At 47.3% G+C, this 25,554-nt stretch carries 23 protein-coding genes and 1 tRNA gene; 13 read left to right on the top strand and 11 right to left on the bottom strand.

Going from position 1 to position 25,554, the window contains the following annotated elements:
• The first annotated feature begins 123 nt into the window (after positions 1–123).
• Together ACIDITHRIX25_RS98905 and ACIDITHRIX25_RS98900 are read left to right on the top strand one after the other, a co-directional pair.
• Positions 124–444 carry a winged helix-turn-helix transcriptional regulator gene (locus ACIDITHRIX25_RS98905; RefSeq protein WP_052606642.1) on the top strand — a complete coding sequence of 107 codons (321 nt, stop codon included), beginning with the start codon at positions 124–126 and terminating at the stop codon, positions 442–444.
• A 79-nt stretch (positions 445–523) separates the two neighbouring features.
• Positions 524–823 (top strand): hypothetical protein, encoded by a 300-nt coding sequence (locus ACIDITHRIX25_RS98900; RefSeq protein ID WP_201733548.1) that lies wholly within the window; start codon positions 524–526, stop codon positions 821–823.
• Between the two features lie 96 nt (positions 824–919).
• Here ACIDITHRIX25_RS98900 and ACIDITHRIX25_RS98895 read toward each other — a convergent pair whose 3' ends face one another.
• Positions 920–1,153 (bottom strand): hypothetical protein, encoded by a 234-nt coding sequence (locus ACIDITHRIX25_RS98895; RefSeq protein WP_160291716.1) that lies wholly within the window; start codon positions 1,151–1,153, stop codon positions 920–922.
• 133 nt (positions 1,154–1,286) lie between these two features.
• Between ACIDITHRIX25_RS98895 and ACIDITHRIX25_RS98890 the strand changes: the two genes are divergently transcribed.
• Entirely contained in the window at positions 1,287–2,765 is a 1,479-nt protein-coding gene (locus ACIDITHRIX25_RS98890) for a hypothetical protein (protein WP_201733547.1), read from the top strand.
• A 289-nt stretch (positions 2,766–3,054) separates the two neighbouring features.
• On the opposite strand, the gene ACIDITHRIX25_RS98885 is transcribed toward ACIDITHRIX25_RS98890, so the two are convergent.
• On the bottom strand, positions 3,055–4,080 hold the full coding sequence (locus ACIDITHRIX25_RS98885) for an IS630 family transposase (RefSeq protein WP_201732178.1): 1,026 nt from the start codon (positions 4,078–4,080) through the stop codon (positions 3,055–3,057).
• A gap of 270 nt (positions 4,081–4,350) precedes the next feature.
• Between ACIDITHRIX25_RS98885 and ACIDITHRIX25_RS98880 the strand changes: the two genes are divergently transcribed.
• A complete protein-coding gene (locus ACIDITHRIX25_RS98880; RefSeq protein ID WP_201733546.1) occupies positions 4,351–4,749 on the top strand; it encodes a hypothetical protein in 399 nt (132 codons plus the stop codon).
• An 876-nt stretch (positions 4,750–5,625) separates the two neighbouring features.
• Here ACIDITHRIX25_RS98880 and ACIDITHRIX25_RS98875 read toward each other — a convergent pair.
• Positions 5,626–6,981: a pyridoxal phosphate-dependent decarboxylase family protein gene (locus ACIDITHRIX25_RS98875; RefSeq protein ID WP_201733545.1), complete on the bottom strand. Its 1,356-nt coding sequence runs from the start codon at positions 6,979–6,981 to the stop codon at positions 5,626–5,628.
• Between the two features lie 355 nt (positions 6,982–7,336).
• Between ACIDITHRIX25_RS98875 and ACIDITHRIX25_RS98870 the strand changes: the two genes are divergently transcribed.
• The 4 genes from ACIDITHRIX25_RS98870 to ACIDITHRIX25_RS98855 all read left to right on the top strand — a co-directional run bounded on the left by ACIDITHRIX25_RS98870 (position 7,337) and on the right by ACIDITHRIX25_RS98855 (position 13,992).
• On the top strand, positions 7,337–8,734 hold the full coding sequence (locus tag ACIDITHRIX25_RS98870) for an amidase (RefSeq protein WP_052607108.1): 1,398 nt from the start codon (positions 7,337–7,339) through the stop codon (positions 8,732–8,734).
• A gap of 364 nt (positions 8,735–9,098) precedes the next feature.
• Positions 9,099–9,563, top strand: a complete 465-nt coding sequence (locus ACIDITHRIX25_RS98865; RefSeq protein WP_201733544.1) for a MarR family winged helix-turn-helix transcriptional regulator — start codon at positions 9,099–9,101, stop codon at positions 9,561–9,563.
• Between the two features lie 415 nt (positions 9,564–9,978).
• The gene (locus ACIDITHRIX25_RS98860; protein WP_082058823.1) at positions 9,979–12,594 is read left to right on the top strand and encodes an MGH1-like glycoside hydrolase domain-containing protein; all 2,616 of its coding nucleotides are present in this window, start codon (positions 9,979–9,981) and stop codon (positions 12,592–12,594) included.
• A 333-nt stretch (positions 12,595–12,927) separates the two neighbouring features.
• Positions 12,928–13,992 carry a patatin-like phospholipase family protein gene (locus ACIDITHRIX25_RS98855; RefSeq protein WP_052606857.1) on the top strand — a complete coding sequence of 355 codons (1,065 nt, stop codon included), beginning with the start codon at positions 12,928–12,930 and terminating at the stop codon, positions 13,990–13,992.
• Positions 13,993–14,178: 186 nt separating this feature from the next.
• On the opposite strand, the gene ACIDITHRIX25_RS98850 is transcribed toward ACIDITHRIX25_RS98855, so the two are convergent.
• From ACIDITHRIX25_RS98850 to larB, 4 genes are all read right to left on the bottom strand, one after another.
• Positions 14,179–15,108, bottom strand: coding sequence for an alpha/beta hydrolase (locus ACIDITHRIX25_RS98850; RefSeq protein WP_052606858.1), 930 nt, complete (start codon positions 15,106–15,108; stop codon positions 14,179–14,181).
• A gap of 216 nt (positions 15,109–15,324) precedes the next feature.
• Positions 15,325–16,260 carry an aldo/keto reductase gene (locus tag ACIDITHRIX25_RS98845; protein WP_201733543.1) on the bottom strand — a complete coding sequence of 312 codons (936 nt, stop codon included), beginning with the start codon at positions 16,258–16,260 and terminating at the stop codon, positions 15,325–15,327.
• 54 nt (positions 16,261–16,314) lie between these two features.
• Positions 16,315–17,568 carry a nickel pincer cofactor biosynthesis protein LarC gene (gene larC, locus ACIDITHRIX25_RS98840; protein ID WP_201733542.1) on the bottom strand — a complete coding sequence of 418 codons (1,254 nt, stop codon included), beginning with the start codon at positions 17,566–17,568 and terminating at the stop codon, positions 16,315–16,317.
• Positions 17,565–18,293, bottom strand: coding sequence for a nickel pincer cofactor biosynthesis protein LarB (larB, locus tag ACIDITHRIX25_RS98835; RefSeq protein ID WP_201733541.1), 729 nt, complete (start codon positions 18,291–18,293; stop codon positions 17,565–17,567). Before larB ends, larC begins: the two co-directional genes overlap by 4 nt.
• Positions 18,294–18,823: 530 nt before the next feature.
• Here larB and pheA point away from each other — a divergent pair.
• Both pheA and ACIDITHRIX25_RS98825 read left to right on the top strand, forming a co-directional pair.
• Positions 18,824–19,759, top strand: coding sequence for a prephenate dehydratase (gene pheA / locus ACIDITHRIX25_RS98830; RefSeq protein ID WP_201733540.1), 936 nt, complete (start codon positions 18,824–18,826; stop codon positions 19,757–19,759).
• A gap of 14 nt (positions 19,760–19,773) precedes the next feature.
• Positions 19,774–19,860, top strand: a tRNA-Ser gene (locus ACIDITHRIX25_RS98825).
• A gap of 130 nt (positions 19,861–19,990) precedes the next feature.
• Here ACIDITHRIX25_RS98825 and ACIDITHRIX25_RS98820 read toward each other — a convergent pair.
• Together ACIDITHRIX25_RS98820 and ACIDITHRIX25_RS98815 are read right to left on the bottom strand one after the other, a co-directional pair.
• On the bottom strand, positions 19,991–20,917 hold the full coding sequence (locus ACIDITHRIX25_RS98820) for a cation diffusion facilitator family transporter (RefSeq protein ID WP_201733539.1): 927 nt from the start codon (positions 20,915–20,917) through the stop codon (positions 19,991–19,993).
• Between the two features lie 336 nt (positions 20,918–21,253).
• Positions 21,254–22,567 (bottom strand): histidine--tRNA ligase, encoded by a 1,314-nt coding sequence (locus ACIDITHRIX25_RS98815; RefSeq protein WP_201733538.1) that lies wholly within the window; start codon positions 22,565–22,567, stop codon positions 21,254–21,256.
• Between the two features lie 609 nt (positions 22,568–23,176).
• On the opposite strand from ACIDITHRIX25_RS98815, the gene ACIDITHRIX25_RS98810 reads away from it, so the two are divergent.
• The 3 genes from ACIDITHRIX25_RS98810 to ACIDITHRIX25_RS98800 are packed head-to-tail and all read left to right on the top strand — an operon-like array spanning position 23,177 to position 24,417.
• Entirely contained in the window at positions 23,177–23,410 is a 234-nt protein-coding gene (locus ACIDITHRIX25_RS98810; protein WP_201733537.1) for a hypothetical protein, read from the top strand.
• The gene (locus ACIDITHRIX25_RS98805) at positions 23,370–24,062 is read left to right on the top strand and encodes a transposase (RefSeq protein ID WP_201733536.1); all 693 of its coding nucleotides are present in this window, start codon (positions 23,370–23,372) and stop codon (positions 24,060–24,062) included. Before ACIDITHRIX25_RS98810 ends, ACIDITHRIX25_RS98805 begins: the two co-directional genes overlap by 41 nt.
• Before the next feature lie 34 nt (positions 24,063–24,096).
• Complete coding sequence (locus ACIDITHRIX25_RS98800) at positions 24,097–24,417, top strand: hypothetical protein (protein ID WP_201733535.1); 321 nt, start codon at positions 24,097–24,099, stop codon at positions 24,415–24,417.
• A gap of 259 nt (positions 24,418–24,676) precedes the next feature.
• On the opposite strand, the gene ACIDITHRIX25_RS98795 is transcribed toward ACIDITHRIX25_RS98800, so the two are convergent.
• Positions 24,677–25,228, bottom strand: a complete 552-nt coding sequence (locus tag ACIDITHRIX25_RS98795) for a COG4315 family predicted lipoprotein (RefSeq protein WP_052604447.1) — start codon at positions 25,226–25,228, stop codon at positions 24,677–24,679.
• Between the two features lie 132 nt (positions 25,229–25,360).
• Positions 25,361–25,498 (bottom strand): hypothetical protein, encoded by a 138-nt coding sequence (locus tag ACIDITHRIX25_RS98790; protein ID WP_160291711.1) that lies wholly within the window; start codon positions 25,496–25,498, stop codon positions 25,361–25,363.
• Positions 25,499–25,554: the final 56 nt, after the last annotated feature.

Below are 25,554 nucleotides of genomic sequence, written 5' to 3'. Positions count from 1 at the left end.
TCCTACGAGGTGCCAAAGACTGTAAACAGCGGAATTAAATTGACCCACATCAGCGATAAAAATTGACCCACCCAACAGACAATACTCTTGAGTGAATTATCCAATTTCACGAAGGAGTTTTACATGCTGGAGGGTAGGCCACTTATGAACATATTTGATTTGAAGCAACAAGGTCTCAGTTACCGAGAAATTGCCCGAGAAACTGGACATTCAAGAAACACCGTACATAAATATCTAAGAGACGGAGCAAGTTCTAAACCAATCGAGACAAAGCCACAACGAAACTCAAAACTCGATCCCTATAAGTCTGAGGTCGATCGACTTGTATCTGAAGGACTTCTGAGCGTTCCGGCAATCATGTCAAGAATTGTTCCACTGGGTTATACCGGTAAAGAAAGTATCTTGAGAACCCATTGCGTAACGTTACAGAACTATCTCAGCTGAGAACTGAACAGAGAGGAGAACCCATTGCGTAACGTTACAGAACTATCTCAGCTGAGAACTGAACAGAGAGGAGAACCCATTGCGTAACGTTACGGAACTACCTATCTCAAAGATCTGCGAGAGACAGGGGTGTGATCAAATACTTCCGGAAGATTGCATAGGAAGACCACAAAGGTACTGCTCAGCAGCTTGTCGTATGGCAGCTCATAGACAGAGGAAAAGAGGCCTGATTAGAGCAGAGGTACATTTTGGTTCTGCAACTACCCGGAGTCGACCAGAGGAGCGATCCTGGATGGTCAAGTTACTTCGAGATAATGAAGAAGTGATAGTCACCTTCGGTCAAACAGAGATAATGCAGAGCGTCTTACTGCTCGGCTAAACGAATTTCTCAACTGAGATTTTCAGATCCACGGTGTCTTAGAAATGAGACACTTTTACTGACACCAACAACTACTATTGAACTCAATTGGCTGGGTCAATTTTTATCGCTGATGGTGGGTAAAAAAACGTCGCAGTTTACAAAGACGAGCTTGGTAAGCGTTACCACCTTCTCCGAGAGTGCACCAATCTGGCCTTCGAGTTCACTAACCCGTGCTCGAAGCTCGGCGTTCTCCGCTTGAAGACGGGCATTATCGTGGGCCAAATGCGCGTTGTCATCAGCCAGACGTTCTATCTCTGCCCGCAAGTACGCTGTCTCAGTTGTATTCAAACTGTCCATGACTACCAGTTAACACTAATTTGCGCTCCGTGTTCAGTCCTGTTTTCGTCAGGGGTGGTACGGGTTCACCGAACGTTTACCACGACTTTACATAAACATAATAAAAATCCGTATCTTTACGTAAATGAAAGAAAATAGGGTTTCGCGAAGAAGATGGTCGGGCAAGACAACAGTTACAATCCTTGTCTTGATTGCATTACTTTTGATTGTTGTGAGAAACGTAGAGTACGCGAACCACGGCGCTAAATCTACTTCTAGTCCTGGAATATCTCCGTCTAATAGCTCACACGGACTCCTGCTACGTGTGAGTGATGGTGCATCACACTCGGTAACGACACCGGTCGAAGGAACCAATCTCGACTATTCCGGGTTGGCAGAACCATACGGCGATACATCAGTGATGAACGCAGTCAACTCGTTAGCTCTTGGTACGATCCGGTACCCCGGCGGGACCATCGCAAACTACTGGAGTTGGCAGACCGGAACCGTCAATCAACCACCATCGACGACCAAAACCAGATTCGGCACTACCAAGACCCAACCTAGTCGACACCAAACGTACGGTTTCACATTATCCACACTTAAACAACTAACTAGCGCGACGGGAGCTGTTCCCATCTTTGACCTCAATGTGATGACCTCTACGTTGCAAGATCAAATCCAGATGTTGCAGTCCGCGGTGAAGCTAGGGCTGCCTGTTCGCTACGTCGAGCTCGGTAACGAGTTCTACCTATCCAATTCCAACTATCTCAATGCCTTCCCAACAGCAACTTCCTATGCGGATCTGGTCGCGTCATGGGCACCTGCGATACGCGCTGAGTTCCCAAACGTACAAATAGCCGCGGTGGCAAGCATAGCGGTTGCGACGCCACGTGAACAAAGTTGGAATTCGACGCTACTCAGGATTGCCGGTAATGACATCAACGCAGTAACTTTGCACGACTATCCTGGAGTTTCCACCTCAGAGAACACTCCGCACTCGCCGGAAACTCTGCTGGCAGGAGCAAGCATCGAGTGGCAACCCGTTAGAACCATAATCAATTCGTTTCCGCCACGTTTGTCAGTGTGGTTAACTGAGTACAACCTTGGCCCCGGCGCCCGCTCTAAGGGTTCGCCTGCACTAGGAACGACTTGGGAACATGCTTTGTACATAGCCGGGCTTGAAATGCAGATGTTGGCATCAACAAGGGTTACGATCACTGATTACTGGGATCTTTTTGGCAATACCGAAGATGCACAATTCGCCGAAACGCTACCAATCACAACAACACCTACTGGCAGTGCAAGTCAGCTAATCAATCAAGCGATAAAGGGAGCGAATGAAATCACAGTACTTAACATCACGAATGACCCGCCATTGGACGGTTCTGTGAAATCAGTGAGTGGTATAAAAGTGACTACTGCTTCTGGGCTCGAAAAACTTATCTTCGCCAATCTTGGTTCGAGTTCCGTAACTCTTGCTGGCGGAAATCTAGTCCCTGCGGGTGCTTCTGCAGAGCAGTTGAGTGGTTCACTTTCGATACAGGCACTCAATGTGCAGTCAATACATATTTCGAATCACCTGGATTTACCTCCGAATTCAGTTACAGTAGTCACTGTGTAGATCTGAAATGTTCAGCGAGCCGTCTGATAAATCGAGCTAAATTGGCAGATTAAGCTAGCGATATAAATTGAACTTGCATGAAAAGCATCACCTTGTGAATTCCTAAAATCTTCGTACGTACTTCCGATAAGGATAACAAGACCCAGTAACTACCAGAGAAATCACCGTAAGGTATTGAGTGAAGACGTGTCACCATTGCAGTTAATTAGGGCAATTTCACCTAGGAGTTCTTAGCAATCTGGAGGCAAACAGGAGAGCTATACTGACGGCCCTTCAGCTTTTATAGAGCTCACACTCTGACTTGCTCCTTGAAATCAAGCAAAGAGTATGGGAATGTCGTCGTGTTGAGATAGTCGACTAATTCCTTTGTGACTGGTTCAATCTTGGGAATGAAGCGATTGTGGGTTACAGCAGAGCGCCCTTGCTTCCAAACGTGTTCCTGGGGATTAAGTTGCGGAGAATACGGAGGGAAATGGACTGCTTCGATGTGATGCTCCCTAATTGCCTCTTGAGCGACGCTCCCTCTGTGCCATCCTGCCCCATCCCATATAAGCAGAATCTTCTCTCTTGGGTAGATCTTGCGGATCGCCAGCAGTATGGCCGCTGTTTCATGCATAGTCTGGCGCTCTGTTGCAAATGCATGCTCCTTGCCTGTCTTGAGGTTTAAAAACCCATAGATGCTCCGGTTCATTCTGGTTCCATTGGTCTCAATTACAGCTGGTGTGGTTCCTTTCGGTATCCACACTTTCTGAGTAGTTGTCGCCTGAGTGAGAACCATCTCGTCCTCACAGAGAATCACCGTATCTGGATCAGAGAATGCCTCTTTCAGACGTTCTTGCTGCTCGTCTTTCCATTCAGCTACCGCTTGTGGATCAGCCTTCTCGTACTGTTTGCCCGGCAGATGGAAGCTGAACTTACTTTCCCGAAACAGAACGTAATAGCTAGTCCTAGAGGCATAGAGAACACCGTATCTGCGCTTGAGTACTGTAGCCAGGATCCGTGTTGACCAAAACGGGGAACTGCTATAGCCGTGGTCATTGGGAGTTGTAGTCGTGAGCATGATTGCCACTTCATCTCTTTGAGACTTTGAGAGAAGTACCGGAGCGTTGTTATGGCGCTTGTCCTTGAATGCCTCAGTGCCAACGCTGCGGAATGACCGTCGAATTCGCTGTACATGCTTGACAGAGAGGCCTGTCCTGTTGAGGGGACTCCCATCTTCAAGGGTGAGAACTGCCAGCGCCCGCTTATATTCGTCGATGTTTTCAGTCTTCGCCATGAATGCTTCAATAGTGGCGAGTTCCTCGGGTGTAAGCATGTCATGAGAAGATTAACACACTTTACAAGAAATTAAAAGGGCTCATTGGAGCATTTCAGAGTGTTATGCGAATAGCGGGGTCTAGGTGTATATCTCTCCTGTTGCGCTATGAATCAAGTAACAACCTAGGTAACCAAGTTCATTTTGAAAACAAGAGGGACGGGGGAGCCGGTAGCTTTACAAGCTGTGAAACAAAACAAAGCCAATATAGGCTCCCCCGTCCTTTTCGATCCTAGCGATATTTGTAGTGCCTTCGTTGGCTTAAAGGGGGTGAGAGTCCTCCATTACCAGAGAACTGGTCCTGTAGCCGAGATCGCTATTGAAAAGATCGTCTCAGAAGTCCGCTGTCCTATGTTTGGTTTTATAGCGCATGCAAAGGAGCGACCCTTGGCTACCTACATCGATCTTCCATTTGGAGGTACTCCTACGAGGATCAAGTGGAAGAAACTCGGATGGTATGTATCAATCTTTCGTGCGAGAAGAGAAGCTGGACACTTGGTGATCACCGTATTGCAGCTTCACATAGTTTGCTCACAACTAGGGCTGCCAAGTGGGCAACAAAGCAGGTTGGTGGAGGAAGATGCGTATCTGAAGTGGCAAAAGAACTCCCTCAGGCTCAACAACCAGCTACTACTAATTAACAAAAAAGGCTCTATGAATTTCCCTTAGAGTCGCTAACCCCTAAAAACAACCCTATCCAAAAATCACATTAATTTTGGACCATTAAATGGGGACACGCCACCAAGAAAATTAATCACAAACCATGCGGAATAGCGATTTTCAAAGTATGTTTAAAAACCTCTTCGACACGAACGGAACATTGCTCATTACCACTAGCGATCGTCCACAACTCAATAACCCCAGTTAGCTTCCTAAAGAGCTAGAGGCCTGAGATCTCAGAGGGAAGGTGGGTATAAATCACACCACAAGTCCGCCATCGATCAACACAGCCAGGAGGTTTCCTATTTGCGAGCTCCAATGGTCCGTTGCGTGACGATAGTGCGACGATTTTGTTATCCAGCTTCGATTTCATGAGCCCAAAGATATTTAGGATTGTCAATTAGTTAGCCAAATTGGCAGACCCAAGTGTAGTCATTTGATCTAGTTGCCGGCGATAAGTCGATCCATGAGGAACCTAAATTAACTATATTTTGGCGGCACGAAGGTGCCAGAAAACCATTAATCTGAAACTAAGCAAATGCGCCCACTATCTTGACACTCACCGATGGTGACCCATGAAGAGTTGACGTCAAAAAAAGATCTACTTGAGAAACGCTAAGCAATCATCTCAACGTTAAAATAATTTAATTACCCATCTCATCGATGGGACAACTCTCGCATAACCCCAATGAACAGGTCCAAAAGGATAGCTCAAATTGAATATAAACGATTCGGATTTAACATAAACGAGGATCCATAGCGCCTCATTGGGGCTATGGATCCTCTTCATCTCCAAATCAGCCGCTACTAAAAGCTGATCGTCTAAATTAAATTTTCAAAGACACGAGCCCCAGTGCAGGCCTTTCAAGCTCACTTCCAAAGTGGTTACTTCATCGAGTCCAGGATCAAATCCACATCGTCATTTGATGTTAGCGGATTGACAAAACAAAGACGCATCATTCGCTCGCCTCTAAATGTCGTAGGCTGAACAAAGGCCACCTCATTTTGGAGCAATCCCTCGCTCCAGGAGATGTAGTCTTGATCGCTCCAACCCAAACGCCTAAACACCACAACCGTGAGCTCAGGTTCAATTGCGAGATCTAAATATTCACGCTCTATGATCTGATTTCGACAATATGTGGTCACATCTAAGGTCGCCTCGATCGCCTCTTTATAGGCGTTGGTACCATAGGTGGCCAATGAAAACCAAAATGGCAACCCGCGCGAACGACGGGTCAGATGATACGCGTAGCTAGCCGGGTTCCACTCACGCTCTTTGTTGACGTCGTCCAAGTAGGAGGCTTCCTGTGTCATAGCGTATGCAGCGTCCCTGGGATCGCCATAAATTATTGCAGCACAGTCAAACGGTGCAAAGAGCCACTTGTGCGGATCGACCACAAAGGAATCTGCCAACTCGATACCATTGTATAGCTCTGCTAAACGAGGAGCCAACATCCCGGCTCCACCATAGGCTCCATCGACATGGAACCACAGTCCTTTCTCTTTGGCGAAGGCGCCTGAGGTTGCGAGGTCGTCTACGATTCCAGTATTAGTAACTCCGGCTGTAGCTGCCACGCAAAATACTCGTTCCGCATCCATCGGCGAAAGAGAGTCAAAGGTTTCGACAAGCGCATCTCCACGAAGTTTTCCATTGGCGTCGCCTTTAGCCAGTATGACATCTACATCCATAATTCGAGCGGCCATCGAAATGGACGAGTGCGCATCGCTAGAGGCCAATATGGCACCGCGCCCTTTTAGCTTGCCAAGGCGTCGCGCTCGCTCGCGCCCTGCCACTAGTCCACCTAGGTTACCTGCCGAACCTCCTGAAACGAAAGTACCTCCGGCGTTCGGTCCCATTCTCGCCATTGATGCCAAAAATGAAAGCGCCTCATTCTCCAAGTAGATCGCGCCGGCACCCTCAATCCAAGTGCTCCCACAGATACTCGAAGCAGAGACCACCAAATCAAAGAGGGTCGCTGCCTTGGTTGGCGCGACAGGAACAAAAGCCAAAAATCGCGGATTATCCGAGCTGAGCGTTGCCAAAGAATAACCTTCAACAAAGCGCCTAAGTGCCTCTTTGCCACCGATTCCTTCTTTAGTTATGTTGGCTCCATAGAGGCCGGCTAACTCCTCATTCGATTTGGGGCCATCAAGCGGGATTGACTCTACCGCGACTCGACCCAATGAATAGTCGACTATTGCATTAGCCAACTCCTTAGTTTCCTCATTAAAACGATGCATTAATTCCAATGTATCCCCACGTTCACCGAAAAAGAAAGGCCTGGTGCTCAAAGGCCACGTAATAAAAACAGTTCGAAGTACCACTAGTTCATGAGGCTTCGAACATTTGCACTCTAAGTCATGATCATAGTTCGCCAATCAAAGGTATCACCTTGTGATAGCGAGACTAAAAATAGCAAGAATTTATATTATCTTCCAAAAAAATGCATAAAATTATCTCGTTTATGCAGACATACCCGGTAATTTATGCATTCAGACCCTAAGAGCTACCTTCCCAAACCATAGTCATCTCTAAATTGATCGTCTATCTTTCAAATCGACCTTTTCGCCCATCAAAGTGTGGTAATTATTTTGAATGGAACTACACAAGTTATCCGTCCGTCAACTCTGCCAACTCTTAGAGGAAAAAACGATCTCTTCGCTGGAAGTGGTTAGCTATTTTCTTTCTCGCATCGACTCGCTCAATCCCAAAATCAATGCGATTGTCGCAAGAAACGATGAGCAATCAATCGACGCGGCAAAAAAAGTAGATGTGATACGAAGTCAAGGCGGATATCTAAAACCCCTAGCCGGCATACCATTTGGGGTCAAAGACCTCGAAGATGCTATCGGTTTTCCCACCACCTACGGATCTCTTCTTCACAAAGACGCCAAATTAGCAAAGTCAGATTCGCTAATCGTGGACCGATTAAAGGCTGCCGGTGCAATTGCGATAGCTAAAACAAACACTCCAGAATATGGTTCAAGCGCAGAGACCGATAATCGCATCTTTGGAACCACCAAAAACCCCTACGACCTCACTCGGTCATCAGGCGGCTCCTCTGGCGGGAGCGCAGCCGCAGTAGCACTAGGGCTATTGCCATTTGCAAGCGCTTCAGATGGTGGTGGCTCTATCCGAATTCCTGGTGCATCATGTGGAATCAACGTCCTAAAAACTTCCACCGGACGGGTTCCAATAAGTGGCGATCAGCCCCCCAACTGGTGGGACTTCTCTACGAATGGACCCATAGCTCGATCGATACTAGATGGAGCGTGGCTCTATGACTTTGTGGTGGGACCACATATCGACGATCCAAGATCGTTACCCGAAAAAAGCCACGATTGGGCGATAGAGCTACATGATAGGGCTCGCCGTCCTCGTATCGCGTTCAGTGCCGATATGGGCTATTGGAAGACAGATAATGAACTCCTAGCCGGCTTCAATCAGGCACTCAAGGCTCTCGAAGGAGGAGGTTTTGAGGTCCGAGAGGCACCCAATCTATTTGAGACACCGCCCATATTGACTTGGCTAGCGATAGTTCAAGGGTACTTTAGCGCTCGATTTGGAGATTTGGTCGACACTCCTGAATTTAGTCTCTTGAACCAGGACGTGGCAAACATGGTAATCGAGGGATTGAAGATGAGTGCGTCGGATTTAGTCAAGGCCCAAACGATGGCATGGAAGATCTCCCACGACCTCTTTAGCAAGCTCGCAGACATTGATCTCCTAATCACACCAGCATTGGCCGGCCTACCACCAAAGATCGGGGAAAAAGGCAAAATCAATGGCGAGGAGACACTCGACTGGGTCAGCTATTGCGCTATCGCCAATATGGCAAAGACGCCGGCCGGAACGGTATGTGTCGGAATAGGGACCTCAGGAGTACCCATCGGAATACAAATAATTGGAAAACGATTTTGCGAAGTCGAAGTTCTGCGGGTCATGCGATTTCTAGAGGAGCATTTTGGTCAATTCGCACCAGCCGATTTTTAGCGCTCGTTGAGTGAAAGAATCTCCACGAATTGCTTATTTGGAGATACCCCTTGCTCAAAGAGAATTTCTCCTAATCCAAAAGGGTCAAGAGCCCGTAGGGGATCTGCCTCGAGCATAACTCTCTTGCGTCAAAATAAGTTGGGCAGCTCGAGGAATTGATTAACATTGAGTCAATGCGCCTGAGCAATCCCAGATCAGATAGCCTCGAAATTACCAAGTAAAAGCCCGAGTATGGCGATTAGAAACTACATCCTGTTACACTCATTTATGTCAATTTGGTAGCTACAATCAATGACCAACTTTGACAAAAAGATCTCACTTGAGATGAAACCAGAAATTGAATTCTAAACAGAAGACGCTACCGATGGAAAACGAAAACAACGAGCCAGCCACTAGCGATTTTGGAATCTCAGATCTTGATTTCGCACTCTCACGCCTCGGGCGAAGCCTTCGAAAAATTAAGATACCTTCCAGCTTCCTCAATCGTGACATCGACATGAATACATTCTGGCAGCTTTCACCCCTGCGATCTGGGGTTCCACTTAGACCAAGCGAAATCGCTAACGCAATCGGCCTAGATAGCTCAACTGTCTCTCGGGCGCTCCAAAAACTTGAGGCCCAAGGTTTGATCGAACGTCGAATCGACCCAAGTGACGCTCGAGCACATCTCATAGCACTGAGCGCCGAAGGTGCAACAGTTTTAGAGATTGTAGGAAATGCACGACGGGAAAAGATTGCCACAGTATTGTCCCATTGGGATAAGGAGGAGATTTCAACACTTCTTTTTTATCTAACTCGCCTTATTGAAGAGCTCGAAAATGACGCCTAACCTTGGCTCATCCATAGAGTGATTAGGAAATTCATCAACTTTAACCATTTACCATTTGCTAGCGATGTTCTGCCAATATCTATCTTTTTAAAGAAATCTATCACCGGCCGTTTAACTACTCAGAAATAGCCATACCCGCGGGTTCACCTTGTTATCCATATCGTTATCTCTGATATTATGGTAAAAATACCTATAGAATATTTTTCAAAATAAGGAAACCGCACATCATAATGATTAGTCCTAATAGTGAAGTTATCGTCGGATTAATTCCTTTTATCTTGAAAAATTAACGCAATCAATCAAACGGATATGCTGAACAAGGGGCCGCTTTGGTGGATCACTATTGTGTAGCTAAATCGGCCACTGCCTAGGTCGAGTTACCTAATCAAAGACCACACGATAGAATGTCCCCTCAATGGATCGTAAAGCAAAGCTAAGGCGTACAACGGAATATGAGCGACTGGGATCTGAATATGTAGATGTCTCGCAATGGAGAAAGTGGGGACCATACCTAGCGGAGCGCGCCTGGGGAACCGTCAGAGAAGACTACTCATCAAATGGTGACTCCTGGAACTATTTTCCATTCGAAGAAGCACTCTCCCGTGCCTATCGTTGGAACGAAGACGGTCTAGGGGGAATCTGCGACATAGAGCAAAACCTATGTTTAGGATTGGCCTTTTGGAACGAAAAGGACCCATTTCTAAAAGAACGCCTCTTTGGATTAACCAATAGCCAAGGCAACCACGGCGAAGACGTCAAGGAGCGCTACTGGTATATAGACTCGACTCCGAGCCACTCATGGATGCACTTTCGCTACCACTATCCCCAACAACCCTTCCCGTATCAAGAATTACTCGAAGAAAATCAAAGACGCTCACGGGATGAGGCAGAATACGAGATCGAAGATACCCATATCTTTGATGACGATAAATTCTGGGAGATCGACGTCGTCTACGCCAAAGAGTCTCCGGGAATTATTGCCTTTGAAATTTCGGCTCGCAACTGTTCTAGCGAATCAGCCACGCTACACATTCTTCCTAGCATCTGGTTTCGCGATACTTGGAGCTGGAGGGTTGAGGCACAAAAACCATCGCTGAGCTTAGATGGTGACACCATCGTCTCTAGCCACCCCCGCCTTGGAACTAGTTATCTTAAGGGCGATGGCGAATACAAGGCTCTATTTTGCGACAATGAGAGCAACAATGAGCGCCTCTTTGGCAGTGCCAGCACGACCCAATATCCCAAAGATGCAATAAACGACTATGTGGTCACGGGTGCCACAACCACTAATCCGGCCAATACTGGAACAAAGGCAGCACTGCATTATCTCCGAGAGGTCGAAGCGGGCCAGACTACGGTGGTCAGAGTCGTCTTTTCCCACGGAGAAGAGTCACCCATAGACCTGTCGGACGACTTTAGCGATCTCTTGGTAAAACGAAGAGCTGAAGCCGATGAGTTTTATGGGGCACTTTCACCCAAAGCTACTTCGAGTGAGGAAGCTTCCATTATGCGTCAAGCATTCGCCGGCATGTTATGGTCTAAGCAATTTTATCATTTTGACGTAGAGAGATGGATAGACGGCGATCCAGGACAGCCATCTCCTCCCGATGAACGAAGCTCGGGTCGCAATGCTTCGTGGCGACACTTTCACGCACTTGACGTCATCTCAATGCCAGACACCTGGGAATATCCCTGGTTTGCCGCTTGGGATCTGGCTTTTCACTGCATTACCCTTTCACATGTCGATGCAGCCTTTGCGAAGCGACAACTGATTCTCATGTGTCGCGAGTGGTATATGCATCCCTCGGGTGCACTGCCCGCCTATGAATGGGCCTTTGACGACGCGAACCCACCCGTACATGCTTGGGCAGCCCTTAGAGTCTTTGAGATCGACGGTGACGACGACTACGACTTCCTAGAACGTGTCTTTCACAAACTGCTCATCAATTTCACCTGGTGGGTCAATCGCAAAGACACAGAGGGCAACAACGTCTTCCAAGGTGGCTTTCTGGGCTTGGACAACATTGGTCCCTTCAATCGTTCGGATTTACCTCCTACACTTGGCAGACTTGAGCAATCCGATGGCACAGCTTGGATGGCTTTTTACTCCCTTTCCATGTTGGATATCGCTCTAGTACTGGCCGAACACGATGACACCTATGAAGACGTCGCTACTAAATTCTTCGAGCACTTTGCCTACATAGCTGCTGCCATGGATGCACAAGGACTTTGGAACGAGGAGGATGGCTTCTACTTCGACATAGTTCGATTTGCAGATGGTGGATCTCAGCCTCTCAGAGCATTTTCAATGGTTGGCCTCATCGCCATGTGTGCCGTTACGATCCTAGAGCCCGAGGTCTCATCCTTAGTGCCGCAGTTCACGCGACGACTGAATTGGTTCATAAATAACAAACCTCAGTATTCCGGGGCGATCTCATATTCAATCAACGATGACGACCAAAAAAGGATCCTTCTATCAGTAGTTAGCCCCGAGAGGCTGTGTCGCATTCTTGGCCGAGTCCTAGACGAAGATGAATTTCTCTCACCCCATGGAATCAGAGCTCTATCTAAATATCACAAAGATAACCCTCTGCATCTAAACCTCGGAAACGTTGAAGCCAGATTGGACTATGAGCCCGGTGAATCATCGTCTCCTCTATTTGGCGGAAACTCGAACTGGCGCGGTCCAGTTTGGTTTCCCCTCAACTATCTAGTCATTGAGGCGCTTTCGCGTTTTGGATCTTTCTGTGGCGACCAAGTAAAGATCGAGTACCCGAGTGGCTCTGGAAATAACGCAACCTTGGCACAGGTCTCTAACGCACTTACCAAACGATTGACTTCCCTCTTTCAGATAGACGAATCAGGATCACGACCAGCCATGCCAAAGATCAAGAGTCAATATCTCTATTTTCATGAATACTTCAATGGAGATACCGGTGAGGGCCTTGGCGCCTCGCACCAGACCGGATGGACCGGACTGATTGGCGATCTGATCATCCGCTCTGGGGACTCTAACAACTCTCAAATCTAGTTACCCAGCAATGATAATTTTACAAACTATTCGAGAGTAACTGGGTGATCAAACTAGAGAGATTACCAGCAAAAGATGACCTAACAGAAAGGGCGGAACGGGCCAAGGATACAAGCGGCAACTCAATGAAAACCCCTATCAAAAGCATCCAACGTACTAGAACCTAATATTGGGTCAAGATGCCTTTGTGTCTGCCTTGTCCAAGGTCCATTAGCTTTGGCGGGCAAAAGAGTTCGAAAGACTCTCAATCTCATGGCCTTTGTTGACGACGTGGATAGATAAAGGGTAGCGGTGATCTCGAAAAGGACTCATTTCGCTTAGAAACGATAGGCAATGCAGCACAATCCCCCAAATGCAAACGAAACAATGAATACTTGGCCCAACGGAGCTTCAAATCTAAGACGACGGCCATCAAACCCTCACGACATATTTTTAGGAAATCCTAAAATATCCAGCGAGCCTTGGTGGAAATCGATCTTGAGTGGCCATCAAGATAAGACCGGCTATACAGCCTTCATCCTCTCCGGCGGAGGAAATAGAGGAGCGGCCCAGGTTGGGATGTTGAGTGCCCTTCTTGAACATTCAATCTTTCCAGACTTCATAATTGGCGCCTCTGCTGGGGCTCTCAATGGAACTTCATTTGCCATTTCGCCCTCACGCCAAACCCTAAGTGAACTCTTTGATCTTTGGACGAAGATGACCAAAAACAGCCTCTTTCCACCGAGGAGATTTGGTTCCACTTGGCGATATGCCCAGCGGGGAAGTTACGTCTACTCAAATGACGCCCTGGAGAACATCATCAGGGAACATATCCACATCTCAGATCTAAAAGATACACAGATACCTGTCGAGATCGTAGTTACTGACCTTCTAAATGGTGAACCACATAGATTTCACAGCGGAGATCCAACGCCTATATTGTTGGCGTCCTCTGCGCTTCCCGGTACCTTTTCGCCGATCGAAATCAACGGGAAGTTATATATTGATGGCGGAATCGCCGATGACGTCCCAATACGCAGAGCATTGACGCTGGGCGCCAACAAGATCTACGTACTCTATTGCTCTAGTCTCGATCGAACGCACAAAACATTCACTCGTCCAATTGAGGCAGTGCTGGATTCATTTACCCTCGCAAAGATGGCACGCCTCAAGGCCGATATCGCCGACGTAGATGCAAATGCCCAAATAACAGTCTTTGAAAGTCGGCTAGCCCAAGGCGTTGCGTGGCTCGACTTCAGTCATGCACACGCACTCATCGAAGATGGATACAAAAGCGCACTTGAAGCACTCAAAGGCCACGAGACAGCTGGCCTAACCCCAACCAAGAGCTACTTTAGCACCCACCCACCAAAGCGAGATCGCTTTGGCGAAGTCGGCTATAAACCAATTTCAAAGTAAGTCGAGCAATGGCCTAAATAAGAACCAGTCGGGCAAGCCGCGGCCGACGACTACCTCTATAGCAGATATCGAATATTTTCTGCGACAAGTAGTGACAGTCACGAATCCTTGGGGTACCGATCTCAAGATGACACTTCGAAGGTGACGGTGCAACTCAAGCGGGAAGCTTATCTCTCATTTGAAAAATTATTGGGCAAATCCAGCTATATATTGACCAATGTCCAATAGCGCCTGGGCTCCGCCTGGGGCAAAGCCTGCCATTGAAATAAACCCATGGATCATTCCCAAATAACGATGGCTTGTAACACAGACGCCGGATTCAACCAGTGCCTTTGCATACAATTCCCCACCATCTCGAAGTGGATCATACTCGGCCGTTACTATCAAAGATGGCGGCGACTTCCTTAGATTTTCATCGATATAGGCATTCAAAAGCGGGTTTTTTAGATCCGTCTCATCCTTTAAATAACTTCGATTGAAGAAATCCATCTGACTTGCAGTTAAAAAGTATCCCTCTGAAAAAGCGGTCAGCGAATATGTCTCATCCCAATATACAGCAGGATAAATTAGCGCCTGGGCACATATTACAAAGTCAGACTGCGAATTCAAGTAGTTCGAGGAGACAGCTGCAAGGTTGCCTCCGGCTGAATCACCTAAAAGAAAAATTAAACTCTCATCGCAATCAAATTCTGAGATTTTGCTTCGAATCCATTTAATCGAATCAATAGCATCTAAAGCGGCGGCTGGGAACTTATTCTCAGGAGCAAGTCGATAGTCGACCGAGATCATCATAGTTTTAGCAGCAACAGCCAGCTGTCCAACAGTTCCATCATGAGATTCGATCGAACCTAAGACAAAGCCACCTCCGTGAAAATAGACTCCGAGACCCCTTCCAATTCGATTTGCCGGTACATAGACTCTGGCCCTAAGAGTTCGACCCACTAGGCCAATTTCGATATCGTAACTCTTCTCTAGACCATCGCTCTGGCCGCTGCCGAGCTGAGAGAGGTTGTCAAAGTTTCTGCGCTGTTCCTCTAGTGATATCTCACCTGGTGAAACTTCCTCAAGAGCACCAAGTTGGTCGAGCACGAATTGAATTCCGGGATCTAAGGTCAAGGTTTCCTCCTAATTACACTCTAAATAAATCTAGAACACCTTTTAATCCAATAACAATACCGGGGTTTCTCAGAGCCTAATTGCCCTGCACTCAAGAGACAAACCACCAAATTTATCAGCCGATGCCGAAATAACTAAGAACCTAAAAGCTAAAGATCTTGTCACCAACGCCAAACCAGGTAAAACCTAATGAGCATTGGGGGGTGAATTTATAGCTCAATTGGAGGACTTTGCCAAGATTATGGCAACTTCATCATATTGAGATTTGGACAAGATAATTTTGTTGGTATTCACATTTCGCTCTACCTGTTTTGGAGAGGTAGCTCCTGCTATAACGCTCGAAACTGCCTCATTTGCCAAAAGCCACCCAAAAGCTAGGTCGATCAGTTCCATCTCAAATTGACTGGCACAGCTCTCTAACTCCTCAATCAAGTCAAAATTAGCCCGCGCAAACTCACCTGGACGAGAGGCAAGCCTTGTACCTTTTTGCGCCTCGGCCCCCCTCTTGAACTTACCCGTGAGCAGTCCTGAGGCAAGCGGGAAATATGGAAGAATCCCAACTCCAAATGCTTTTGCCGCAGGTATCACCTCATCTTCAACCTTACGATGCAAAAGCGAATAGTGGTTTTGAGCTGAGATAAAACGCTCGTAATTTCTTTCACGGGCGATATGGTCTGACGATGCGATCTGCCAGCCTGCAAAGTTAGACGATCCCACATAGCGAACTTTGCCTTGCTTGACCAATTCATCTAGTGCCGCCATGGTCTCTTCCAAAGGGGTATTGGGGTCTGGCTCATGGATCTGATAGAGGTCGATGTAGTCGGTCTTTAGCCGGCGCAGGCTCGCCTCAAATGCCTTATTGATATATCGCCTTGAACCGCGCGCAATGTCGCCCGTCTCCATCGACATTCCAAATTTTGTCGCCAAAATGATAGAGTCGCGCCGTGGGCCGAGGATCTCTCCTAAAAAGGTCTCTGAACCACCAAGATTTCCATAGATGTCAGCCGTATCGAAAAATGTAATACCCAGCTCGATGGCACGATCAACTACGCTACGACTTGTCTCTAAGTCGCATCGAACTCCAAAATTATTGCAGCCAAGGCCGACCTCTGACACTGTCAGACCACTATTTCCCAGTTGTCTAAATCTCATAACTTCTATTCTTACCTAAGAACGGCACCTTTGCGTGCCCATCGCTCCAAAAACTCAAACTGGAAAAGGCAGTCCTGGATGACATCTAGAAAACTCCGCAGCGACCTCTCGCTTCAATTCAAGAAATGGCTTGTCCAAGATCAAAGCAAGCGAATACAGATCGTCCGCTTCAATCTTGGAGGCAAAGGGTCCTACCTTTATCGAGATCAACCTTCCATATAGCTCCACCTGCATAAAGGATCTTGCCAAGACCTCTCGATCTACCATAGAACGCCTAATCCCTAAAGTCCCTAACGAGGCAAAGATCTCTCTGGAGAACCTATCCGCCTCATCAACCTTACAGATCAGGCTAAATAAAGAGCCAGAACGAGCCTTTTTCGCAACTATCGGACTAACCCACGCATCAATCGCGCCCTTTGCGATAAGCAATTCAACAACTGAAGCCAAAGTCTCAGGGCTTTGATCGTCAATATTAGTCTCAAGCAGGCAGACAACTTCAAAGCTAGAAGGATAGTCATGCGAACCATCCCCCTTGGCCTTAGAGCCACTGACAGCAATTTCTTGGCCATAGGAGTATCTCTGGCCAGGGGTAGTGGCCTCTCCAAGGGCCCCCACTACCATATTGGGACGATCTTCCAGGTGAATCGTCCCACTTCCATATCCGATTTTTTGCGCCCTAAAGGCCATCGTTGGCCATGGCTCAGATGCAAATACGGATAATAGAGCGGCTCCGGTCGGGGTCAAAAGTTCATTTCCTCTCACCGCTTGAGTGAAGGAAAAGCGTGAAATAAGTTCCAGAGTGGCTGGTGATGGCAGATTTAGCACCCCATGAGAGGTGGCAACTAGCCCTCCCCCTACTTCGAGGTCAGAGACTATTACCCCCTCCACCTCAAAGTACTCGAGTGCGATCACTCCCACCAAAAGATCAACAATTGTATCCCAAGCACCGATCTCATGAAAGACGACCTCTTCGAGCGCAACTCCGTGCAATTTCGCCTCAACTTCACCAAGGCGAATAATGGCTTTTGAGAATCCTTCGATAACCCCAAGAGATAGACCGCTTTGTTGAACCAATTTGAGGATATCATCCAAGGCTCTTGGAGGTTGCACCGTTTGGGCCATTACCGAAAACGAGGTAGTTGAAAAGTCACCCTTCTTTACCTTTTTAACGATGATCTCAACACCCGCCAACCCCAAGGCGCCAATAGCGTCATTGACGATCTTTGGTTCCAAACCAAGGTCAAAGCAGAGGGCACCGAACATATCTCCAGAAAGTCCCGACGGACACCACAACCGAAGGGCCTTCAATTTTGATGCTCCACAACTGTTGGTATCTCTTGGGGCTCTTGGTGTTTAGCTGACAACAAATTGATTATTCGAATCGCGCCACAGGCAGCGCCAAAGCCATTGTCAACACCCACCACACTCACACCAGGAGCACATGAGGCCAACATCGCCATCATTGCCGTTTGGCCACCCTGAGAGGCTCCATAGCCAGTAGAGGTGGGAACCGCGATAATCGGATTAGAGATCAACCCACCCAAAACCGAGGTAATAGCACCTTCCATGCCCGCCACCACGATCACTACATCAAATTTTCTAATCTGATCGATCTTAGAAAGTAACCGGTGAATACCCGCCACACCAACATCACAGATCAGATCAAAACCGATTCCACACGCGCTAAGCGTACCGGCCGCTTCATTCGCCACCACAAGATCGGTCGTCCCGGCCGTCACGATTCCAACCTTCTCGGGCCGATTATCATTAGCTGCAATTACAACGGTCGCTAGAGCATCTGGAAACTGATCTCGTCCCGGATAGACCATAGCACCAGGAAAGGCTCGAAGAAGGCTAGCGACCGCCGCCGAATTTGCTCTAGTAACTAGAACCGGTCCTTGTCCTTGTGCGTCCATCTCCATGGCCAACTGAACTATTTGATTTTCGGTCTTACCTGGGCCATAGATCGCCTCAGGGAGGCCAATTCGGGGAAACCTGCCATGATCAACTTCTGCAAAATCACCTGTCGACATTATTTCCTAACTTGGATAAAATTTCGAATTATCGATAGAGCCAACACGCTGTCTAACTATCTCAATCATGCTATGCGAATTAGCAAATTGAACGTGAACCTCCCCGCCCTTACGGAAGGGGATTGCGCTCCCGTTGGTTCAAAATGGATCTAAATCCGTCACTTACAAGATACGTCACTGCGCTCGCAATGCTTCACGTGGCCACAAAAGATAAAAACCAACAAAAAGATAGATCTTGGAGCCTAACCATATCAACCTCGCCCCTGGGTGAAAAGGACCGACCACATCTAACTTAGGGCTCAAATCACCCCTATAGCAAAAACCATCCGTTATCTCATTGCGCCGATTGACTCCACTGCTATTGCCTTGGTTACGACGCGTGGTTGTGGCGCGTGGTTGTGGTTCACAGCGCCATTGATTAGATTTCACCTGTGCTAAGCCAAGATCTCCTTATCGAACTGGACCGACGTAACAACTATTGCTCTGAGAAAGAACGTGCCTATCGATGGTCACTAGGGTAAATTAGATCTATGGGTTATCCAAATAAGCGACTGGGATTTCTAGGCCCCGAAGGTACCTTTACAGAAGAGGCTCTTCTTTCTCAAAAAGACCTCTTGGGATTCGAACTGATTCCATTCATCACTATCGATTCCGTCTTAGATGCGCTCAATTCTGGCGCGATCGACTTAGGGTTCGTACCAATTGAAAACTCCATCGAAGGCACAGTGTCAGCCACGATCGACTCGCTGGTCTTTGATTACGATCTCACAATAGTTCGAGAAGTTATTTTGGACATCCACCTTCAACTTTTGGGACTTCGGGGCGCAACGCTATCCGATATCAAAGAGATCTGGTCGTATCCCCATGCACTTGGTCAATGTAGGAAATTCACCTCTAGCAACCTTCCAAATGCCGTTACAAATGCAAGCACATCAACTGCCGAAGCGGCAAAGATGGTGGCTCTAAAGAACGATGGAGCGATCGGAGCGATCGCCCCAAGAGTCTCTGGAAAGATCTACGACCTCTCGGTAATAGCCGAAAACATCGAAGACCACAAGGGCAACCAGACTCGCTTTTTTCTTGTCCAAAAAGATGGCATTCCGCCCTCGAGCGGCCACGACAAAACTGCTTTGGTATGCTTCCAACTCTCTGATACGCCCGGTTCTCTTTTTTCAATCCTTGCCGAATTCTACGCACGAACCGTAAACCTAATAAAGCTCGAATCACGACCTTCGAAGGAGGGCCTTGGAGACTATTGTTTTGTCATTGAACTAGAGGGCCACGTGAGCGATCCAATAGTGACTGACGCAATCATGAGTTTAAAGCGAAAACTACCTGAGATAAAGTTTCTAGGCAGCTTTCCCAACATGACAGATCCTAAAGGTTTGCCTTTGGAAAGTGACGCTAGCGACCCATCAAGGATATGGATTAACAAAATAATTGACAGGATTCAGGGCAATTTTTGATTAGATTGTACTCCGGAGGGATGGCAGAGCGGACAAATGCGAAGCACTTGAAATGCTTTGATCCAAAAGATCCGTGGGTTCGAATCCCACTCCCTCCGCCACTTACCTAGTAGCACCTATGTTTTGGTGGGCGTTGATACTTCATCTAAAGATACATGACTCCTGGGTTTTAAGCGATAGCCATCATCGAGGTTCGTTGAGGCAAAATCGTCGAGGGACGAGAAGTTCTCACTACTTATTGTCCTGATTCTCTCGCCAAATATCTGGTTCGACAAAGACCAACCGGGCAAAAGGTACCACGGCACGCAAACGCACTTCGGCCAAGTCGATCTCATCGGCCACCGTTGAAAAAGCTAAATCACCATCAAATGCTACCTTGATTGCCACCAGGAGATCGGTTGGCCCTAAATGCATCGTCATCAAATATATGACACGTCTTATGTGATCACTCTCCAAAACTGCGACTCGGATCGCCTCTTCGACCAGAGGATCCGCCGACTCACCAATCAGCAAGCTCCGAACTTCCAGTCCTAGAAATATCGAAATTGCACCTAGAAGTATTCCGATCAACAACGACCCTGCTGCATCGAAGCGATCATTTCCTGTGATTGCACTTGCGCCCAACCCAATTAAAGCTATTAAAAGTCCAGCGATTGCTCCTAGGTCCTCGAAGAGAACGAGTGGTATCTCTGCTACTTTCGTTCGATGTGCAAATTTGAAGATCGACTCGTTGGCCCTTTGGTCATGGGCCGCTTCGCCTTTTGCGTTACGAAAGGAAAGACTCTCTAAAAAAAGACTCGCCACCAAGACGGCTAAACCGACCAGGGGCGAACCAACAGGGTGGGGGTGAACAAGCTTGGTGATACCCTCATAAAGAGAGGCTAGGCACCCTAGCCCAAAAAGCACAATAGCAACCACAAAGGCAACAAGATAACGCTCGGTCGCATAACCAAAGGGGTGCTGAGCATCTCCCTTACGCTTCGATCGTTCAAGGCCCACCATTAATAAACCCTGATTTGTAGTGTCCGCCGTGGAATGCAAGACCTCAGAGAATAGCGATGCTGACCCCGTAATCAAAAACGCAGCCAGCTTTACGATGACGATACCTAGATTGGAGATAAAAGCTACAACAACTGTTCGACGCGAAGAACCTGACACACCAAATGAGCCTAACCGAGTTAACTCACAATAAATTTACGATCTTTTCCAATCAGGTTGGCAATCGAAGACCGAAATCGAATCAACTCATAAAAGTGATCTAATTATATGATCATTCACCCGGGCACCAATTGGCACTGACCTAATAAGCACTAGACGTGGAAATCACCTGTGTCTCTTGCGGTTGATTGTCTCTTGCGGTTGATCGCTTAAGGTTGATCGCGGAAGCCGTCACCAATGAAAAATCCAGGATAAGAATCACAAACTAGCTCAAAATCTCCTATTAGAGGTCTTGTCCATTGGATCTCTGGAGGCTATAAATTCATCTTTAACGGCTTATGACCGAAAGGAAATATCAAATTCCGGGGCCTCACCACCGATTCGATGGATCCGATTTGCATCTTGGGCCACCTCAATCAAGATCTCCCAGGGCGGCTTTGTATCCCTTGCGTCATAGTCACTTCGATAGCTTCTAAGCGCCGACTCCAACTTACGAGAACTGCCTTCAATTTGAGCGGTTGCGCCCATTCCTATCGCACGATCGACAAATTCACTTGCAAGGCCATAGCTAGCCCAATTCTCACAACGTACTCGAACTAGCGGTTTTACATCTGGAATCTCAAATTTTTGTTCTGAAAGATAGAGCGCTATCCGCTCAAAGCCTAGAGAAAAACCACAAGCTGGTGCTGGGCGTCCGAAGCGCTCCAACATATTGTCGTATCGACCACCGCCGCCAATCGAAAAGCCAAACTCAGAGACTCCTAACTCAAAGATGGCACCTGTGTAATAACCCATACCCCGAATTACAGTCGGATCAAACAAAAACCTAACATCGCCGAAACGTCCATTGTGGCCTAAACTTGCGATCGCCGAAATCTCAGATTGAACCGCCTCCGAGAGGTTCATCTCCTCAAATAGACCATGGGGCAACGCGTCGCTTGTGGAGATCTCCAACAGGGTAGAAACCAACTTAGAGGTCGCCGCTTCATCTACGCCCAACTCTATGAGTTCGCGCGAGACTCCATCGGCCCCAATCTTGTCGAGCTTATCCAAGATAATCAAGGCGGCTCCGATCAACCCTTGCGCCACACCGCTCCAGGGCAGAAGCTGATCCAAGAACTTTCTATGGTTATATCGAAGAGTTAAATCATTAATGCCTAGTCGCGACGTAGCGATTAAAGAGGTGGAAATCAACTCGAGTTCAGCCGTCACATTAGGCTCGGCAATTATGTCGATATCACACTGAACAAACTGTCGAAATCTCCCCTTTTGTGGCCGCTCGGCTCGCCAAACTGGGCCAATCTGGATCGATCGAAAGACCGATGGCAACTTTGAGAAGTTTTGGGCATAATATCGGGCAAGAGGAACTGTGAGGTCGAACCGTAGACCCAAATCAGCTAAAGACCCTTCGTCACTTAGGTCACTTAGCTTTTCACCGCGCTTTAAGATCTTAAAGACAAGCTTTTCATTATCTCCGCCGCCCGAACCGATCAATCTTTCAAGGTTTTCCACCGCTGGAGTCTCTATTTGATTAAATCCATGCTCACGGTATGTTCTAAGAATTACCTCCGCAATTTTGGATCGACTTTCGACCTCGCTCGGCAAAAGATCACGCATGCCACGTGCTGGAGATGTGTCAACCTTGACCAAAATATAACCTCAGCTCAAAAATTATCTATAAGTCAAGATAGTAGCGATTTGATAAAAATCCATGAGACAAAGGACCACATTTCAATCGACGCTGGCGGTCGCGATCGCATGGGAGATGACAACAATCAAAGTTATGCTCTTAAATCAATAATAAAGTTGTGACCCAGTTGGACAAATACCCAATCAACCAAAGGCTCTCACAATGTCCAACCACTAGGTGCGACCCTAGATCAAGTCTTGTCTTTACTCTTGACTTTACTCGCATGATCATTTGGGGTGCTGACAACCTTTTTTGCAAAGACTTGTCTTCCTCTCCACAAAGACGCCATTGAAGGAACATCGGGGTCTGTTATTCCAAAAATCACAAGGCCGACCGGGAAAACTCGCCTTGGAAGCTAGCTCTCATCCAACACTGAGCCCTCTGCTAGATCTAACCATAGCGCCCGCCGACTTAGTCAGAAAGCTTCCGTTGGCATAATTGCCCTTAAGCCTGGATCCACCGAAAATTTAGCCGCTCAACTTTGATTTAGACATAGAAAGGGTGCTCTGAACTCGTGGAATGATGTTTGAATACAATTCAAATCCATCAGTTCAAGGAGCACCTTTTAGATGCGAGCATCTGCTAGTGCTTTAGAGTGTTTGATAGTCACCTTTGACGATTCGAACGCAGTTTCCAACAGTGGGTTAATACTCCCTATCACCCTTGCTGAGAAACTTGGCCTTAGGGATCTCTTTGATTTACACATTGACCTAGAGGATCGTCCTGGACGAGCAAATGTTGGCAGAAAAGCTATGGCTATCATTGCATCTATCTTGCATCGCATCTATTTTGGCCGGTGGTGATTGCATTGATGACACTGCAATCCTTGAAAGCCCAAATGCGCAAGTGATTCTTGGTCAGATAATGCCAGCACCATCTAGGTTTGGTGTCTTCTTGCGTAGTTTTGAGACCAGTGACATCGCAGATGTTGAACGAGTTGCAGCTTTGTTGCTAAAACGAGCCTGGCTAGCTGGAGCAGGTCCAGGTGATGAGCCGCTCACCATTGATGTTGATTCCACGATATGTCAGGTATATGGAAACAAAAAAGAAGGAGCTTACTTTGGTTATACCAACCTAAGGGGGTATCACCCACACCTAGCAGCTGTTGGTAAAGCAGCTGTTGGTAAAACAGGTGACATTCTTGGAATAGTGACACGTGAAGGCAACGCCAATACCGCTCGTGGTGCCGGAGAATTTGTAACTCAGGTAATCAACAATGCCAGAGCCGCCGGAGCAACTGGTGAAATAACCATGTGTTTTGACTCTGGGTTCTTCTCAAGAGCCGTTAGAGACGCAGCTAGTGCGGGTGATGTTCGCTTTTCTATTACAACACGGATGTCCAAGAGACTAAAAGGTATCATCTCCGATATCCAAGAGGATGCCTGGACTTCAATTCCCTACTGGCTTGAAGGTGGAGCTGATGTAGCAGAAGTGAAATACCGTCAAATACAGTAAATTGCGCATTTGCAAAAGATTTACAAGACGTTACATGAACGCTAATGCCGTTTGGTTGGCTCTGGTCTGGTTAGCTCTGGTCTGGTTAGTTATTGGTGCAACTGCACACAACCTGGCACGGTGCAACTGCACACAACCTGGCACGGTGCAACTGCACAACCTGGCGCGAATAGGTGCTATTACAGAAACTGTAATAACCACACCAAAGCTTCGACGGTGTTACTTTCAGATCGCAGGACATATCACTCGTTCAGCTAGAAAAGTAATACTGCATCTTGAAGAACACTGGCACTATAAGGATAAGTTCTTAGAGGCTCTTGATCGGATCAGAAAGTTTGAGATCGCCATCACCTGAACATCTGGTTACCTAACACACTGAATATTACTTTAAGGAACTGCTCTAGAAGACAAGGGATTGGGTCACTATGGCCAAAATGAGATTTCAGAATCTCAAAAATGACCAAAAAGGCTCAATCACAAAGCGAATAGGTCATATTTGGCACTCTGAAACCAGATTTAAGCCATAGACCCTCCGTCAAACCTAAATCAGTTCCAAAAAACCGACTTGGATTCACACCGAAGGGCTCAAGCTGGTTTAATTCTGTGGATTCGGGCTAAGGGGTTGTTATCGGCGTTCCATTAGCCGAGACAACGTACCATGTTCCTCCAAAAGCAACGACTCCTTGGCCGTTGGTTGCCCCTGGAGAGGTATCGCCTGCAAACCGATATAGCGGATGGCCACCATAGACAACCTGGGAAGAGTCGTTGCTTTCCTTTAAAAAGGAAACCTTGGTCTTATTAAGACCCACACCTACTACTAAATGCACTGAAGATACTGCTGGCCAAGCGCTCAAACAGGCCGAAGAGGTACAGGTGGCCTTGGTGGCAGAATCAGGAGTAAACATATAGAGAGTCTGCCCGCTAGATAGTGCCAAGATCGACCCGTACTTAGAAGATTCGGTCGTCAACTTGACCCCTGAGCCCAATGACCCAGAAGAGGCCTCCGTAGTAGATGGAGTCGCTCCATATGCTGAATATGCACTAGTAGATGGCGAAGACGAAGCGACCGACGAACCGGTAGCACTGCTAGAAGAGGACCCACAAGAGGCGGCTACTAAAGCTACACTCGAGAGGGCTCCGATGGAAAATAGACGGCGACTTTTCATAGCGCACCTCCAATTACGTGACTCTAGTCACAGATTTGTATAGGTATAACAAAGCTCATTCATCACCATTCATTCCGATTTCTCATGAAATTATGAAAATAAACTGAAGCTAAATGAAATACGGATCAGGCATTACATTTCGGCAGTATCAGTCACGGAGTTCCCCTTCAACCACAACCATGCCTTGGCGTGACTAAGTTCTATAAAAAGTAGCACTGGTCCGGTAGAGGCAAATGGGATAAATTCGATAAATCCGATAGCTTTAGTCATCTATTACCTATTAGAGTGGTTAGTCAAGACCTTGAGCCATCGAAATGAGTAGGAAA

This window comes from Acidithrix sp. C25, from assembly GCF_904848545.2.
This window is presented reverse-complemented; position numbering and strand designations above follow the sequence as displayed.

Bases quoted from the DNA above. Each gene is read 5' to 3' on its own strand.
- ACIDITHRIX25_RS98800 (WP_201733535.1), top strand. From the start codon at position 24,097: ATGAACGCTAATGCCGTTTGGTTGGCTCTGGTCTGGTTAGCTCTGGTC.
- ACIDITHRIX25_RS98890 (WP_201733547.1), top strand. From the start codon at position 1,287: ATGAAAGAAAATAGGGTTTCGCGAAGAAGATGGTCGGGCAAGACAACA.
- ACIDITHRIX25_RS98870 (WP_052607108.1), top strand. From the start codon at position 7,337: ATGGAACTACACAAGTTATCCGTCCGTCAACTCTGCCAACTCTTAGAG.
- larB (WP_201733541.1), bottom strand. From the start codon at position 18,293: ATGTCGACAGGTGATTTTGCAGAAGTTGATCATGGCAGGTTTCCCCGA.
- ACIDITHRIX25_RS98885 (WP_201732178.1), bottom strand. From the start codon at position 4,080: ATGCTTACACCCGAGGAACTCGCCACTATTGAAGCATTCATGGCGAAG.
- ACIDITHRIX25_RS98875 (WP_201733545.1), bottom strand. From the start codon at position 6,981: ATGCATCGTTTTAATGAGGAAACTAAGGAGTTGGCTAATGCAATAGTC.
- ACIDITHRIX25_RS98860 (WP_082058823.1), top strand. From the start codon at position 9,979: ATGGATCGTAAAGCAAAGCTAAGGCGTACAACGGAATATGAGCGACTG.
- ACIDITHRIX25_RS98905 (WP_052606642.1), top strand. From the start codon at position 124: ATGCTGGAGGGTAGGCCACTTATGAACATATTTGATTTGAAGCAACAA.
- ACIDITHRIX25_RS98865 (WP_201733544.1), top strand. From the start codon at position 9,099: ATGGAAAACGAAAACAACGAGCCAGCCACTAGCGATTTTGGAATCTCA.
- ACIDITHRIX25_RS98855 (WP_052606857.1), top strand. From the start codon at position 12,928: ATGCAGCACAATCCCCCAAATGCAAACGAAACAATGAATACTTGGCCC.
- ACIDITHRIX25_RS98795 (WP_052604447.1), bottom strand. From the start codon at position 25,228: ATGAAAAGTCGCCGTCTATTTTCCATCGGAGCCCTCTCGAGTGTAGCT.
- ACIDITHRIX25_RS98790 (WP_160291711.1), bottom strand. From the start codon at position 25,498: ATGACTAAAGCTATCGGATTTATCGAATTTATCCCATTTGCCTCTACC.
- ACIDITHRIX25_RS98845 (WP_201733543.1), bottom strand. From the start codon at position 16,260: ATGAGATTTAGACAACTGGGAAATAGTGGTCTGACAGTGTCAGAGGTC.
- pheA (WP_201733540.1), top strand. From the start codon at position 18,824: ATGGGTTATCCAAATAAGCGACTGGGATTTCTAGGCCCCGAAGGTACC.
- ACIDITHRIX25_RS98810 (WP_201733537.1), top strand. From the start codon at position 23,177: ATGCGAGCATCTGCTAGTGCTTTAGAGTGTTTGATAGTCACCTTTGAC.